The sequence below is a fragment of the Hanstruepera ponticola genome (genome assembly GCF_012931685.1).
GTDB classification, from domain to species: domain Bacteria; phylum Bacteroidota; class Bacteroidia; order Flavobacteriales; family Flavobacteriaceae; genus Hanstruepera; species Hanstruepera ponticola.
Genome location: NZ_JABANC010000001.1, coordinates 153,672 through 168,608 on the forward strand (window position 1 = coordinate 153,672; position 14,937 = coordinate 168,608).

The 14,937-nt window shown below is 33.5% G+C and carries 12 protein-coding genes and 1 riboswitch; of the genes, 6 read left to right on the forward strand and 6 right to left on the reverse strand.

Translation table 11 applies throughout. The annotated features are described in order from the left end of the window. Positions 1-17: 17 nt before the first annotated feature. The gene (locus HGK31_RS00715) at positions 18-1,019 is read right to left on the reverse strand and encodes a homocysteine S-methyltransferase family protein (protein ID WP_191858082.1); all 1,002 of its coding nucleotides are present in this window, start codon (positions 1,017-1,019) and stop codon (positions 18-20) included. Positions 1,020-1,068: 49 nt separating this feature from the next. Beyond that, positions 1,069-1,174, reverse strand: a riboswitch (SAM riboswitch). A gap of 256 nt (positions 1,175-1,430) precedes the next feature. Here HGK31_RS00715 and metK point away from each other — a divergent pair. Together metK and HGK31_RS00725 are read left to right on the forward strand one after the other, a co-directional pair. Next, positions 1,431-2,684, forward strand: coding sequence for a methionine adenosyltransferase (gene metK, locus HGK31_RS00720; protein ID WP_191858083.1), 1,254 nt, complete (start codon positions 1,431-1,433; stop codon positions 2,682-2,684). A 131-nt stretch (positions 2,685-2,815) separates the two neighbouring features. Beyond that, positions 2,816-4,591, forward strand: coding sequence for a hypothetical protein (locus HGK31_RS00725; RefSeq protein WP_191858084.1), 1,776 nt, complete (start codon positions 2,816-2,818; stop codon positions 4,589-4,591). A 34-nt stretch (positions 4,592-4,625) separates the two neighbouring features. Here the strand turns inward: HGK31_RS00725 and HGK31_RS00730 are convergent, their stop codons facing one another. From HGK31_RS00730 to HGK31_RS00745, 4 genes are all read right to left on the reverse strand, one after another. Beyond that, on the reverse strand, positions 4,626-7,379 hold the full coding sequence (locus HGK31_RS00730) for a TonB-dependent receptor (protein WP_191858085.1): 2,754 nt from the start codon (positions 7,377-7,379) through the stop codon (positions 4,626-4,628). Between the two features lie 36 nt (positions 7,380-7,415). Next, on the reverse strand, positions 7,416-8,243 hold the full coding sequence (locus tag HGK31_RS00735) for a GLPGLI family protein (protein WP_191858086.1): 828 nt from the start codon (positions 8,241-8,243) through the stop codon (positions 7,416-7,418). 88 nt (positions 8,244-8,331) lie between these two features. Continuing rightward, on the reverse strand, positions 8,332-9,225 hold the full coding sequence (locus HGK31_RS00740) for a GLPGLI family protein (RefSeq protein WP_233450936.1): 894 nt from the start codon (positions 9,223-9,225) through the stop codon (positions 8,332-8,334). A gap of 103 nt (positions 9,226-9,328) precedes the next feature. Continuing rightward, complete coding sequence (locus HGK31_RS00745; protein ID WP_191858087.1) at positions 9,329-10,177, reverse strand: GLPGLI family protein; 849 nt, start codon at positions 10,175-10,177, stop codon at positions 9,329-9,331. Between the two features lie 123 nt (positions 10,178-10,300). Between HGK31_RS00745 and HGK31_RS00750 the strand changes: the two genes are divergently transcribed. Genes HGK31_RS00750 through HGK31_RS00765 form a run of 4 tightly spaced genes read left to right on the forward strand, consistent with a single transcriptional unit; the run spans position 10,301 to position 13,890 of the window. Continuing rightward, the gene (locus tag HGK31_RS00750; RefSeq protein ID WP_191858088.1) at positions 10,301-11,782 is read left to right on the forward strand and encodes a sensor histidine kinase; all 1,482 of its coding nucleotides are present in this window, start codon (positions 10,301-10,303) and stop codon (positions 11,780-11,782) included. Next, complete coding sequence (locus HGK31_RS00755) at positions 11,775-12,458, forward strand: response regulator transcription factor (RefSeq protein WP_191858089.1); 684 nt, start codon at positions 11,775-11,777, stop codon at positions 12,456-12,458. The genes HGK31_RS00750 and HGK31_RS00755 overlap by 8 nt, the downstream gene beginning before the upstream one ends. A gap of 33 nt (positions 12,459-12,491) precedes the next feature. Continuing rightward, on the forward strand, positions 12,492-13,268 hold the full coding sequence (locus HGK31_RS00760) for a hypothetical protein (protein WP_191858090.1): 777 nt from the start codon (positions 12,492-12,494) through the stop codon (positions 13,266-13,268). Between the two features lie 7 nt (positions 13,269-13,275). Next, positions 13,276-13,890: a deoxynucleoside kinase gene (locus HGK31_RS00765; RefSeq protein ID WP_104734700.1), complete on the forward strand. Its 615-nt coding sequence runs from the start codon at positions 13,276-13,278 to the stop codon at positions 13,888-13,890. Positions 13,891-13,893: 3 nt separating this feature from the next. Here HGK31_RS00765 and HGK31_RS00770 read toward each other — a convergent pair whose 3' ends face one another. Continuing rightward, the gene (locus tag HGK31_RS00770) at positions 13,894-14,892 is read right to left on the reverse strand and encodes an App1 family protein (protein ID WP_191858091.1); all 999 of its coding nucleotides are present in this window, start codon (positions 14,890-14,892) and stop codon (positions 13,894-13,896) included. Positions 14,893-14,937: the final 45 nt, after the last annotated feature.

Genomic DNA, 14,937 nt, shown 5'->3' on the forward strand with positions numbered 1-14,937 from the left:
TAGATTTAGATTCCTGCCTACGCAGGAATGACAGTCTTTCTTGGTTTATATTTAGCTGCCACTTCTGCAATGGCTTTGATGTGTTCTGGTGTAGTGCCGCAGCAACCACCAATAATGTTTACCAAACCATCTTTTAAATAATTTTCGATAAGTTGTTGCATTTGCTTTGGACTTTGGTCATATTCACCAAATGCATTGGGCAATCCAGCATTAGGATGTGCTGATGTGAAAAATTCTGTTTCATGTGACAAGCGCTGTAAATAGGGTTGCAATAAATCAGCTCCTAAAGCACAATTGAAACCAACGCTTAATAATGGTATGTGGGAAATTGAGGTCAAAAATGCTTCAACCGTTTGCCCAGATAGTGTTCGTCCTGATGCATCTGTAATGGTTCCTGATACCATAATTGGCGCTTGAATATTTCGCTCTTCTTGCACCTCATCTATGGCGAATAAAGCTGCTTTGGCATTTAAGGTGTCGAAAATAGTTTCAACCAATAGAATATCAGCGCCTCCATCCAACAAGGCTTCGGTTTGTTGTTTGTAAGCTATTCGAAGTTCTTCAAACGTTACAGCGCGATATTCGGGTCTGTTAACATCTGGCGACAAACTTGCTGTACGGTTTGTTGGCCCAATACTTCCAGCTACAAAACGCGGTTTTTCAGGATTGGCTTTTGTGAATTCATTAGCTACTTGTTTGGCTATTTTTGCCGATTCAAAATTAAGCTCATACACCAAATCCTCCATATTATAATCAGCCATTCCAATAGTTGTCCCTGAAAAGGTGTTGGTCTCAACTATATCAGCTCCAGCCTCAAAATACTTACGGTGTACTTCGGCTATAGCATGCGGTTGCGTGATTGAGAGTAAATCGTTGTTACCTTTTAATGGTGACGGGTAATTTTTGAAACGCTCACCACGATAATCCTCTTCTGAAAAATTATAGCGTTGTAACATAGTTCCCATGGCGCCATCAAGAACTAGTATTCTATTTTGTAATGTTTTGAAAATATCAGACATTTTATAGTATTTAAAATGCCATCATGAAAAGAGAGAGTAAATCATTCTCGAGTCATCTTTCCCAAATTACTTGGGTAGAATTTAGCACCTTCTTTAAAAATAAAGGGTTGCTAAGGCTTCAACGGGTCTATTCCCTCTGCCTTTCGTGATAACAAATCAGTAAAATTTTGAACTTCTTGAAAACAAATATTGCAACACAAAAAGATAAAATCCAAATTAATTACTAAAAAATTTGAAAACAATTTGTGTTCTATTTTATTTTTTTACATTTGCCAAACAAATATTACAGAGGAAAAATTTGTCTGATTGCAACCTCAATAAAAAATGCTAAAGCAGTTTCAATTACTACTCTAGCAGTCTGCAATTTCATATTTTTTCCTTAATTTCAACCAAATTAAAAATTTAGGATTTATGCCATATTTATTTACTTCAGAAAGTGTTTCTGAAGGACACCCAGACAAGGTAGCAGACCAAATAAGTGATGCCTTAATTGATCATTTTTTAGCATTTGATAAAGATTCAAAAGTAGCCTGCGAAACACTTGTAACAACTGGTCAAGTGGTATTGGCTGGAGAAGTCAAGTCTGACACCTATTTAGACGTTCAAAAAATTGCTAGAGATACGATTAATAAAATTGGTTATACCAGAAGCGAGTATATGTTTGATGGTAATTCTTGTGGCGTGTTTTCTGCTATTCATGAGCAATCGGAAGACATTAATCGTGGTGTAGATAGAGCCAGTAAAGAGGAACAAGGTGCAGGCGACCAAGGCATGATGTTTGGTTATGCCACACGTGAAACGGACAACTACATGCCGTTGGCTTTAGATTTGGCTCATAGAATATTAATTGAATTGGCCGAACTACGACGCGAAAATAAAGATATCACCTATTTACGTCCGGACTCAAAAAGTCAGGTTACTATTGAATATAGTGATGATAATATCCCGCAACGTATTGATGCTATTGTCGTTTCAACGCAACATGATGACTTTGATAATGATGAAGCCATGCTTGCAAAAATCAGAAAAGATATTGTAGAAATTTTAATTCCTCGCGTAGTTGCAAAACTACCAGAGCATTTACAAGTTTTATTCAACAGCGATATTAAATATCATATTAACCCAACAGGAAAATTTGTAATTGGAGGACCTCATGGTGACACAGGCTTAACTGGTCGTAAAATTATTGTAGATACTTATGGTGGCAAAGGTGCTCATGGAGGTGGTGCTTTTTCTGGAAAAGACCCAAGTAAGGTAGATAGAAGTGCCGCTTACGCCACGAGACACATTGCTAAAAACTTGGTTGCAGCTGGTGTTTGTGATGAAGTATTGGTGCAAGTTAGTTATGCTATTGGTGTGGTAGAGCCTATGGGAATTTTTATTGACACATATGGTACCTGCCCTTTTAATATGACTGATGGCGAAATTGCACAAAAGGTATCTGAAATATTTGATATGAGACCATCTGCTATTGAAGACCGCTTAAAACTACGCCAGCCTATGTATAGCGAAACAGCTGCTTATGGCCATATGGGACGCAAACCCGAAACCGTATCTAAAACATTTTCTCAACCTAATGGCGAGGATGTCACGTTAGATGTGGAATTATTCACTTGGGAAAAGCTGGACTATGTCGATAAAGTCAAACAAGCCTTTGATTTATAAACGTTTTAACAACTGAACTAAAAGCCTCGTAACGAATTTACGAGGCTTTTTTTTGAAATTTATGTCAGAATTCACGCAACCTTTTTACAGTTTCTGCATCTATTAATAAAACGCTATAACCAATCAGCTTTATGAAATTTCTTAAAACTATATCTCTTTCCCTTTTATTTATTGTAATTTATTCTTGTCAACGAGATGACAGTCCTTCAGAATTAAATTCCAATCAAAACAATAATCGTGACCCATTTATAGAAAATTATGGGAATCAAATAACCAGAACTTTTATGGGTAGAGTATCATATTCATTAAACCAGCCTTTAAAAGACGTTCTTGTTAAAATTGGAGACCAGTTTACATTTACTGATGAAAACGGAATTTATATTATTGAAAATGCCAATGTATATGAACGGTTTGCATATATCACTGCTGAAAAAGAAGGTTTTTTTCATAGTTCAAGAACAGTAATTCCTACTATTGGCATTAATAATGTTGACATCAGATGTCAATCAATATTACTAATCGGTGTTACCACTAGCGGCGTTCAAGAAACTTTTGAAAACACTAACCATGGTACTAAAATCACATTACTTGGAGAGTATATTAATGAAAATGGTTCAGAATACACGGGTAATGTAAAAGTTTATATGACAAGAATGAATTATGATTTTGAAAACTTAAATTTTGGTACACATTATGCTTCAAACCAAGATAACGAAGAACGATTACTCAAGCTTTTTGAAGTTTTTAGAATTGAGTTACAAGGAGAAAATGGTGAACGTTTAAATATAGCTGAAGGTTTTGATGCCGAATTTGAAATTACTGTTAATCAAAATAATCTAGAAGATGCTCCATCATTGATTCCATTATGGTATTTTGATGAAACTGCTGGTTATTGGAAAGAAGAAGGTCAGGCCTCATTGGTTGATGGCAAATATATTACTACACTTAATAAATCAGCCATTTGGAGTTGCAGTGTCCCTTTAGAAACCGCAAGTCTATGTATAAATGTTATTGACCAAGATGGTGAACCTCTTGAGAATTACACAGTGAGTGTATCATCCAACAATTACGACCTCAAGAATGAGCTTACAAATATGGAAGGACAAGCTTGCCAAATGATTCCAATAAACGAAACATTGACCGTCAATATTCACAGTTTCAATTACTGCGATAATTATTATACACATAACGAGAGCATTGGGTCTTTCAATTTAGATTCTGAAATTACAATTGTTGTCCCTTCAGATTCTGAAATAATTAAAGAAACTGTTAGTGGTAATTTTTATTCCTGTAATGGAAATCCAGTAACCGATGGCTATGTTTTATTGAAACATGGTAATAATAATGATGTTTATTTTTTAAGGGAGGTCACAAATGGAACATTTGAATACAACATTACAAGATGTACTTACTATTCAAATTTTAACATATTAGGTTATAGTAATGATGAATTAGAATCGACTGAATTAAACAGCTACAATTACACAACTCCAGAAACTGTTATCCCAGATACTTATTCCTGTTTTCAACCTGAAGAATATATAATTTATCAAGTTGATAATCATCCAGAGATTAGACATGACAGGTATATTAGATCTGGACTTGAAGGTCATAATATTTATCATTTATTGAATTTAGGAAATGGAGCAGAATTGACAATTGGCTCAACACTAGATAGTCTTGAAGGCGTGCATACTACTAATGATGGTTCTACTTTTTTTATTCATTTTGATAACAATGGAGACAGCATGGGAGGATCAACTGAATACTATTTTGAAATTAACATAACTAACGTTGCCTATAACATTGGAGAATTTACTGATGGAACGTTTTCAGGTTACTATATTGATGGCGCCGGAATAAATCATACCGTAAGTGGAGAGATTCATGCTATCAGAGATTACTAATAAAAAAGCCTCGTAAATATGAGGCTTTTTAGTCTTATAAATTATATATCACCCTAAAGGTTAAAAACCGTGGTTGTATAAAATATTCATTGGTACTGACGCTCAAACCACCAGCATTTACCTGCGTTTGTGATTGGGTGTTTAACAAGTTGGTTGCCTTTAGTTCAAATTCCCATTTAGCATCGGCATCTTTTCGGTAAGCTAACGAAGCATCCCAAAAATCAAAACTGTTAGATCCACCAACTTCACGACTTACGTTGGTATAGGCATATTCTGAGCGCAGTGTAAATGATTTCCAAATGAGTGCATCAAACTCAATAGTTGGTGCACTGGTATAAGCTTTAGTTCGGCTAGATCCTTGGTCTATATCCTGAATGCCATAGCGGTAACCCACTTCAAAATTTGGGGCTTCTTTAAAATTGGTACGTAGTTCTGCACGATACGTTTGATTATAGTTCTCATTCACCGATCTTATTAACTCATTTGGATTTTGACTAGTGGCAATAAATTGATTAAACTTACTGTAGTTAAAGTTTGCATTCACGGAAGCCCTGAACTTACCAAAACTACGCTGAAAGCGGCCAAAGGCTGTAAATGTTTCGTCAGAAAAATTAGAATTAAACGGATCGGACACTCTAATTACACTACCTTCTTGGAAACGCGATACGGTACGGATATTATCAATGTTTTTGGTATAATTTACCCTGGCAAACACATTGGTGTAATTAAACATATTAAAACTGAAATAGTTTAAACTTAAATTGTGCGCCAATGAACTTTCTAATTCCTGATTACCAGTAAAAAACGAATCATAGCTATTTAATACCAATCCTTCAGCCAATTGGTTGACATCTGTAAACTGGGTTTGCATACGGTAATCAAAAACTATTTGCTCACTCTTTTTAAGCTGAATTCTCGCGTTAAAATCCGGTAAAACCCTAAAGAAATTATCAGTATAATTGAAGCCAAATTGGTCATTTTTCATAGAATAAGCATGAGCAGATAGACCAGGTGTAAACGTAAAAATACCTGCTTTCAATCGGTAATGAACACCTAAGTATAAATCGGTAAATGTATAATTGGTATCATTAAGCGGATTATAGTCTGCTGGATTATTATTAAAAATAGAACCATCATCTAATGTCTGAAAAATTTCTGAATTGAACTTTTGGTTACTGTAAATGGTTCCTAAAGTAAAGTTGATATTACTTTTGGCATTCAGTACATTCCAATAATCTAATTTAGCATCCAACTGATTGGATTTTACACGCTTATTCTGTGATAAATCATAAGCAAACTGCCCTCTGTCCATACCCAACTCTTCTGCTGTATCGTCATACGGATCATTAGGATCATCACCATTGTTAAATGGGTCATTCGCTAGAATAGCATTGTAAAACGGATCTTCGTCTTTTATAACATGCGTGGCTTCAAAAGCAAAGATATTAGTCTCATTTAGTGTATAGTAATAGTTTAAACTTTGATTGATGCTAAACGGATTGGTTTCTTCGTACTCACTGATATCGCCAACAACCGTAGAAAATACATTTTGCTCTTGAGTCTCTTGAGACATACGCCCTAGAATCTCATAATCTAATTGATTATTGGCATTTGGCTTGTAAGTGGCATTCAATTTTAGCATGCCTAAATCACTACGTTGTGTTGTTTGGCTTTCGGTACGTTCATCTGGAATACCTCTATTGGCATCTGTATAAACTCTATCATTATTTTCTTGAAGTAAAATTTTATTCCCTGTATAAATACCAAACCCACCAATATCCAGTTTGTCAGTTGGTGAATAGCTAAAATTCGCTGCACCAAAACGTGCATTAATTTGTTTAGCATTATTATTTTGTAAAGCCAAGAAACCTAAACCATTATCACCTAGGTTAATATTGGTTCCACTACTTTGGCTGGGTTGTCTAAATCCACCTGAAAAATTAAAATAATCTCTTCGCGAAAAAGCTAATTCCCCAATATTATTAATATCTCCAATAACATTCACACTGTATTTAGGACTGTAATAAAACAATTTTGGTTGTGCTAAATACAAGCCATTATCATCTGAAAATCCTCCTCCAGCTGTTACTGTTCCAAACCAGAAACTCTCTTTTCCTTCTTTCAACTTTATGTTTAAAGCTATATTATCCTGATTATTTTGCACACCACTTAATTGGCCTACTTCAGCATAGTTCTTAAGTACCTGAACCTTATCTACAGCATTTGCAGGAATATTTTTGGTTGCCAATTTGGAATCGCCATCAAAGAAATCTTTTCCTTCAACCATAACCTTTGAGACAACCTTCCCTTCTACTTCTATTTGACCATCATCATTAATCTCTACTCCTGGTAGGTTTTTAAGAACATCTTCCAATTTTCTTTCTGTACCTGTATTAAATGAATCTGCATTATAGACTAAAGTATCTCCCTTAATGGTTACAGGCATTTCATAAATCAATTCTACCTCATCTAAACTGTTGTCATTGGCTAACGTAAAATCTTTTGTGATGTCTGCTTCTTTAGTAGAAATGGCTTCATCAGTCGTTTTCATGCCAATATAACTTACCTGTATGTTATAATTAGTGTTCTTTTCAAGAGACAATTTATAACGCCCTTGATCATTGGTTATACCATAAGAATCTAATTTATTGGTTGTTTGATTGATGGCAATAACATTGGCTAATTCCAGAGGATTACCAATACTGTCTTTTACAACACCTTCAATTTTAACTTGGGAAAAAGTTAAACAGGTTACAATTAGTGCTGCAAGGGTTAAGGTATTTTTCATTTAGTTGTTTTGATTGATTTTATACATTATTATGGGCTAACGACCCCTTCGACCGCTATACATATTTCGCATTTCGGCCATTTTGGTTTTTATGATTTCTTGATATTCTGATTTTGTTACTTGTTTTCCTTTTTCTGGCGGAGTAATCTTTGTTTTGTCTTTTGGATTGAGTACAATTTTGGAACATAACATAGTAGTATTATCGGCACTTACCTCTAAAATCAATCCAGGTAGTCCCCAATATTCAGAAGGACCATGACTAACAGGTATTTGAGGCGTGTACCAAGCTTCAACTTGAGTCATTTTAATTTCTGTAGTATCTTTAGATTCTTCATTACTGCGCAATTTCCCCCAAGAAAAATCAAACCATGTTAAAGAATCTGATGGCACCAAGGCTACAGCTTTCATACACATATACTCTCCAATTTTTTTTGACTCACTAGTCATATTCCATTCAAATTTTAATAACTTATCACTTACAAGAAACTTTTTTCCGTAAAATTCCTGTTCTTGTAGAAGCGTGTTATTTTTTACATTTTTATATTTATCACCAGGTGCAAAATTCTTGCCCCAAGAATCTGTAGCTCCAGAAATGGCATCAAGTTTCTCTTCTTCAACAAACAGAGATTCTTCAACATTAAACTTTAAAATGTACGTTTTTTCTAATCTATTTTTTAAACGATCTTGGATTTGTTTTTTTTGTGCTTCACTCATTGTTGCTCCCCAAGTGCCAAGCTCTAATCCTGATTTAGCAAAGTATTCAGCTTGTCCTTGAAATTCTTGTGCAGCAACCTTTACAGTTGTCATTATTAGCAAAATGAGACATATTTGCTTTGGGATTGGAAAAAAAAGGTTGGTTTTCATAATAAGTATTAATTTGTGTTGTCTAACAAATATAGGTTTTTTGTTAGACAAATAACCTTTTTTATGAATAAATTGCTATTTGCAAATATTATCTGCCGCGACCTCCACCTCTTCGACCTCCATACATTTCCCGCATTTCTTCCATTTTATTTTTTACAATTTCGTTGTATTCTTTTCTTGTGACTTCTTTACCTTTTGATGGCTTTTTTATCTCATCCTTTTCTTCTGGGTTCAGTACAATTTTTGTACACAGCATGGTTGTTCTATCAGCATTAATTTCCAAAATTAATCCAGGCAACCCTGAATATTCTCCTGGACCATTGTTTACTGGTATTTGTGGTGTGTACCAAGCTGTAACAATAATTTCTTTAGGAACTTCAATCTCATCCATAGGGTTTTTATTTTCTGCATCAGCCGATTCCGTAGAATCCTTTTTCTTTTCCGCATCATCCTTATCTCTGTTCCTTCTTCTCATACTACTCCAATCAAACTCGTCCACTTTTTTTACAGCAGTTGCTTTAAAACAGGTGTATTGACCAATCTGTTTGGTTTCAGTGCCCATTTCCCATTGTAAATCTGGTAAAGAATCTTTTATTAAAAATTGCTTTCCAAAAAAATCCTGTTCTTGTAAAAGTTCCTGCTCTTTTACATTTTTATACTGCGCGCCACCTGTAAAACTACTCATCATTCCAAATCCGCGGCCGCCACCAGCGCCTGGAGCCTCTAGTTTTTCATCTTCTTTATAAATAGATTCTGATTGTGTGAAGGTCAGAATGTATTGCTTTTCCAAAAAGCTCTTCATACGTTCCATGATTTGCTTTTTTTGTTGTTCACTCATTTGACCTCTTCCCCAATTATCCAAATCCATAGTTGTTTTGGTTTGATAATAGGCTTTACCTTGAAAGTCTTGTTGTGCAATTGAAATAAATGGAATTACCATTAAAAGGTAAATGGCAATCATTTTTTTTGGAAATAGTCTCATTGATAGTAGTCTTAATTATTACTTAAAGATACCTAATAATTACCATAAGACTTATAAACCCATAAAATGTTTAATGCATAACTGTTAAAATTATCACAAAAAATTAACCGCCTATTCTGATTTCTACATTTTCACCTCGCCTATCCTCATTCCAATTCGACTTCATGCGCTCATGCATTTCCTTTACTTTTTTGTCCATAATAGCATCATATTCTTCTTGATTAATCTCTTTACCTTTTTTAGGCTCCTCAATATCTAGTTGCTTCTCTGGATTAAAAATAATTTTACTACATATCATGGTCGTGGTTCCATCATTAACTTCTAAAATCAAACCAGGTAAGCCATGATAATTTGCAGGCCCATTGCTTATAGGAATTTGAGGTGTATACCAGGCTGTTACAGTCACTTTTTTCATTTCTGGTTCTTCACCAACTTCAGCATCCAGATCTCTATCACCATTAATACTAATTCCGCTTTGAACAACTTCAACTTCACGTATTTTGGTTGCTTTTAAACATTCATATTCTCCAATAAATTTCTTTTCATTAGTCAGCTCCCAGTCATGCTCCTCAAGTTTGTCTTTAATTAAGAATAACTTACTAAATGACTCATTTTGATTGGTGTAACGATTTTCTTTTAAATTTTTATAGAGCAAATCTGCACCTCCAGTATTAATGACCATTAATTCAACACCCGCTGGTTGTGGTGCCTCTAATTCTTCATCTTCTTTATACGTTGAAGCTTCTCTATTAAAACTTAATATATAAGTTTTTTGAAATTGCTTTTTCAACATATCCATCATTAGTTGATGTTGTTCTGAATTAACTTGTGTACTATCTAACTGAATATCTATCTTTCTAGATGTTTTGTAGATAGCTTTGCCTTGAAATTCTTGTGCCATGATAATAGTTGTCACAAATGTAAAAGCAAGTAAAATAACTATTCGTTTCATAATTTGATGTTTAATGATTTTTACTTTACAAATATGCTTCACGCAAATCCTTTTTTAAGTTAACCAGTGTTAACGTGTGTTAACCGATTAGTTATAATAAATTTTAACATATACATTTGAAACATGAATGACGTTCGCTATAAATGGATTCTCAATACAATAGTAGTGGTGATTTTATGTACTATTGCTATTCAAGTGTATTGGAATTATAAAAACTACTTGAATAGTAAACAGCAGCTTATTAACGATGTCCAAGTGAGTCTTGACAACGCTGTTGACAATTACTATGCGAAAATGGCAGAACACAACACCCTTGCTTTTGCTTTTAGTTTAGACGATTCAACAAGTATTCATGATCACAATCAAAAAATAGACAGTATCATTGAAAAATTTGATTTTTCATCAAAAAACGATTCTATAAAAATCGAAATATTTGACGATGTTTCAATTTTAAATGATTCTAAATCCATTCAAAAGAAAACTTTAAAAAAATGGCAACCTATTAAACTTGAAATGGGAGTCAATGACCATTTATCAATAGATTCCTTGACCACGGACTCTTTTAAACTATTGACTTCCAAAGTCATTTATTCAATGACAAATGATAGCTTAAAAATTGACCGATTAGATTCACTAGTACAATTAGAACTTTTAAGAAAAAATCTTAATATTGATTACGGATTATTGTTTAAATCTCCATTCAATAATCTTGAATCAAAAAAATTCAAATCCCTAAAAAACCCAAATTTAAGAACAGCTTCAAAATCAGCTTATCTACCAAAGTCCAGCGAGTTAGAAATACATTTTGCAAATACGACTATCCTTATTTTAAAACGAATTATGCTGGGGATTTTTATATCGCTGTTATTAATTTTGGCAGTGATAGGGTGTTTGTTTTATTTATTAAAAATAATCAAGCATCAAAAACAATTAGCTGAAGTAAAAAATGACCTTATTAGCAATATCACTCATGAATTTAAAACACCTATAGCAACCATAAGTGTGGCCATTGAAAGCATTAAAAACTTTAACACACTTAAAGACCAAGCAAAGACCAAAAGCTATCTCGATATGTCATCCAATCAATTAGATAAACTGACTATTATGGTAGAGAAGCTGTTGGAAACAGCTACATTAGATAGTGAGAACCTAGACTTGAATAAAGAAAGTTGTAATATAACAGAGCTTTTAGAAAATCTTGTTACTAAATATCAAATGCAATCAGATGACAAGACCATCACCTTAATAAAACCGGAACAGACTATTCATGCTAAAGTGGATGTTTTTCATTTTGAAAATGCAATAAGCAACGTTATTGATAATGCCGTAAAGTATGGCGGAAGAAATATTTCTGTAGAACTCATTCAAACAGCAATCTCTTTTTCAATTATCATTTCTGACGATGGTAATGGATTAGACAAACATTTAAAAGATCAAATATTTGATAAATTTTATCGTGTTCCTAAAGGGAATACGCATGACATTAAAGGTTTTGGAATTGGATTATATTATACCAAGAAAATAATTGAAAAGCATAATGGCGTTATAACTGTTGCTATTGAATTGAATAAAACACTATTTAAAATGACTTTGCCTAATGCATAAAAAAACAACTATTTTATTGGCCGAAGATGAACCTGCTCTGGGACTGATAATCAAGGAAAGTCTAGAAACACGGCATTTTCATGTTTTACTATCTGAAAATGGCGAGAGAGCTTTTCAGGTATATCAGGAACATCAACCAGAATTATTGGTTTTAGATGTCATGATGCCGAGAAAAGATGGTTTCACACTTGCTAAAGAAATCAGAGCCATTGATGACACTATTCCTATTATTTTTTTAACTGCAAAATCACAAACTCAAGATGTTGTTGAAGGTTTTACAATTGGTGGTAATGATTATCTAAAAAAACCTTTTAGTATGGAGGAATTAATTGTGCGAATAAATAATCTTCTAAAAAGAAAAGAAATTCAAAACACTACTGAAATCATATCATTGGGGCAATTTACATTCAATTTTCCCAAGCAGCTTCTTCAATTTAATTCTGAAGAACCAATGCAACTAACCCATAGAGAAGCGCATTTGCTTTTTCATTTAATAAAAAACAAAAATCAAGTCTTGGACCGCTCATTAATCTTAAACAAACTTTGGGGAAATGATGATTTTTTTAGTGCGAGAAGTATGGATGTGTTTATATCCAAACTTCGAAAAAAACTTCACCAAGATGAATCCATTCAAATTCTAAACGTTCGTGGTTTTGGATACAAATTAATCTGCTGATTTTTGGATTGATTTTTGTACTTTTCAAGTCTAATGAAATGGCTTAACTATATTCTTGTTTTTTTTTCTTTTACGGTCTATTCGCAAGACAGTATTATTCCAGTTATAAAACAGCAACGAAAACTAGATGTTTCAAAAATTATTGGTATTGACAATTTTGGCACCGAGTATTATGTAACAAATAATATTCTTTACAAGAAAACTCCAGAAGCCACCATTAATTATAGCAATGTACAATTGGGTAACATCACAACGGTGAATACTTACAATCCTTTAAAAATTGTTTTATTCTATCAGGACTTTAACACCGTTATCATTTTAGACAATAGATTGGCTGAAGTATTTAAAATTGATTTTAACACAACACAAACTTACAGAAATGTTAGTCATGTCTCTATTGGTAATGATAATACCATTTGGATTTTCAATAGAGATATTCAACAATTAGAACTTTACGATTACAAGCTTAAACAAGTGCGCGCCACGACACTCCCTGTCACTTCTGAAGTATTGGATTTAAAAAGTAATTATAACTACTGTTGGTTACTAACTGAAAACTTTGTCTATAAGTACAATTACTTTAGCAGTCTGCTTTATAAAATAAAAAATGAAGGCTACCAGAAATTAGCTGAAACAAATGATAATATTCTTTTACAAAGAGAAAATGAGCTGCTTTATTTAGATGACAAAACACAAAAAATCCTACCACTAAATTTACCGGAATTGTTAATAAAACAGTTTTTAGTAACCACCGAAACCTTGTATATTTACGATTCCAAAATTCTACATGAATTCCAACTAAAAAATTAATTGATATATGCACGTTGCAGTAGCCGGAAATATAGGCGCAGGAAAAACTACGCTCACAAAATTATTAGCTAAACATTATAAATGGGAACCTCAATTAGAAGATGTAGTTGACAATCCCTATTTAGATGATTTTTACAATCAAATGGAACGCTGGAGTTTTAATTTACAGGTGTATTTTTTAAATAGCCGTTTTCGTCAGGTTGCTCAAATACGTGAAAGTGGCAAAGATATTATTCAGGATAGAACCATTTATGAGGATGCTCATATTTTTGCACCAAACCTTCATGCGATGGGTTTAATGACTAATCGTGATTTTGAAAATTACCGCTCACTTTTTGATTTAATGGAATCCTTTGTGCAAGGACCTGATTTACTGATATATTTAAGAAGCTCTATTCCAAATTTGGTAAATCAAATTCATAAACGCGGACGCGATTATGAAAACTCTATTAGCATTGATTATTTAAGCAGATTAAATGAGCGCTATGAAGCTTGGATTCACGGTTACGATAAAGGAAAATTATTGATTATTGATGTGGACAACATGGACTTTGTCTCTAACCCAGAAGATTTAGGGACAATTATTAACAAGATTGAAGCTGAAATACACGGCTTATTTTAATCATTATCTTATAAAACCGTGTTCTCTTGCATGCGCAACAGCTTGTTCGCTAGAATCTACCAACAATACAGGAGTTGTTTTGTAAGATTCAAACAGCCCTCTAATACGAAGCATTTTTTCTTCATGCTTAACGCTTCTCAAATAAATAGCTTTTACTCGGTTTGGATATGATTGGGCAATCTCCATATAAATATCAGCATCATGTTCGCCACTATCGCCAATTAGGATGAAATTTAAATCCGGATAGGTTTTAAGGATATGCATTATTTCCAATTGCTTTTGTGGTTTTTCATCAGTCGTATTTCTTTTGAAAACGGTCGACATACTTCTCAATAAAATAGGCCCTTTTGGAAAATTATGCTTCTTTAAAAAGTACTCCAAATATCTGTACATGTTCCAGGGGCTATGACTTACATAAAAAATTGGATTGGCATTTTTGCCTGATTTCCCTCTGTGAAGTAAATGATAAAATTCAGCAGCTCCTTTAAGAGGCTCTCGCCTAAATGCTCCTTTAAAAATAGTGTTGTAAAGAACACGCCATTTTAGTTTAGAAACCACACCTGTGTGTAAAATGGTATCATCAATATCACTGATTACTCCAAATTCTGATGTTTCAGAAGGAATTAACATTTCAGCAGGAAAACGATTTTCATTCTGAATAACTCGTTGTATGTTGACATCTTTGTAAGAAGCCACTATTGGAAGCCAACCTTCGCTATTACACAATAACTGTAAATTGGTTAAATTTTCTTCTACTCTAAAATAACCATGCTCATCAGTAGTCGTAGAAATCACCTTATCATTTGGCAGCCTTAAGTTGATAGCCACATGCTTAACTTCGTCACTTTCAAAACGCTTAAAAGAATTGATAAACAAATTAAACCACCCCTTTGCTTCAAGGTTTATTGATTCGTCTTCGAGTGCTCTACCGCGCAGATAAAAATGGTTTTGCGTGCCATAACTCTGAAAAGTAATTATTTGAAATGGATCTTTTTTAATCATTTTCTCAAAATTAATGTGTAATAAATAAAAAACCACGCTAATTAG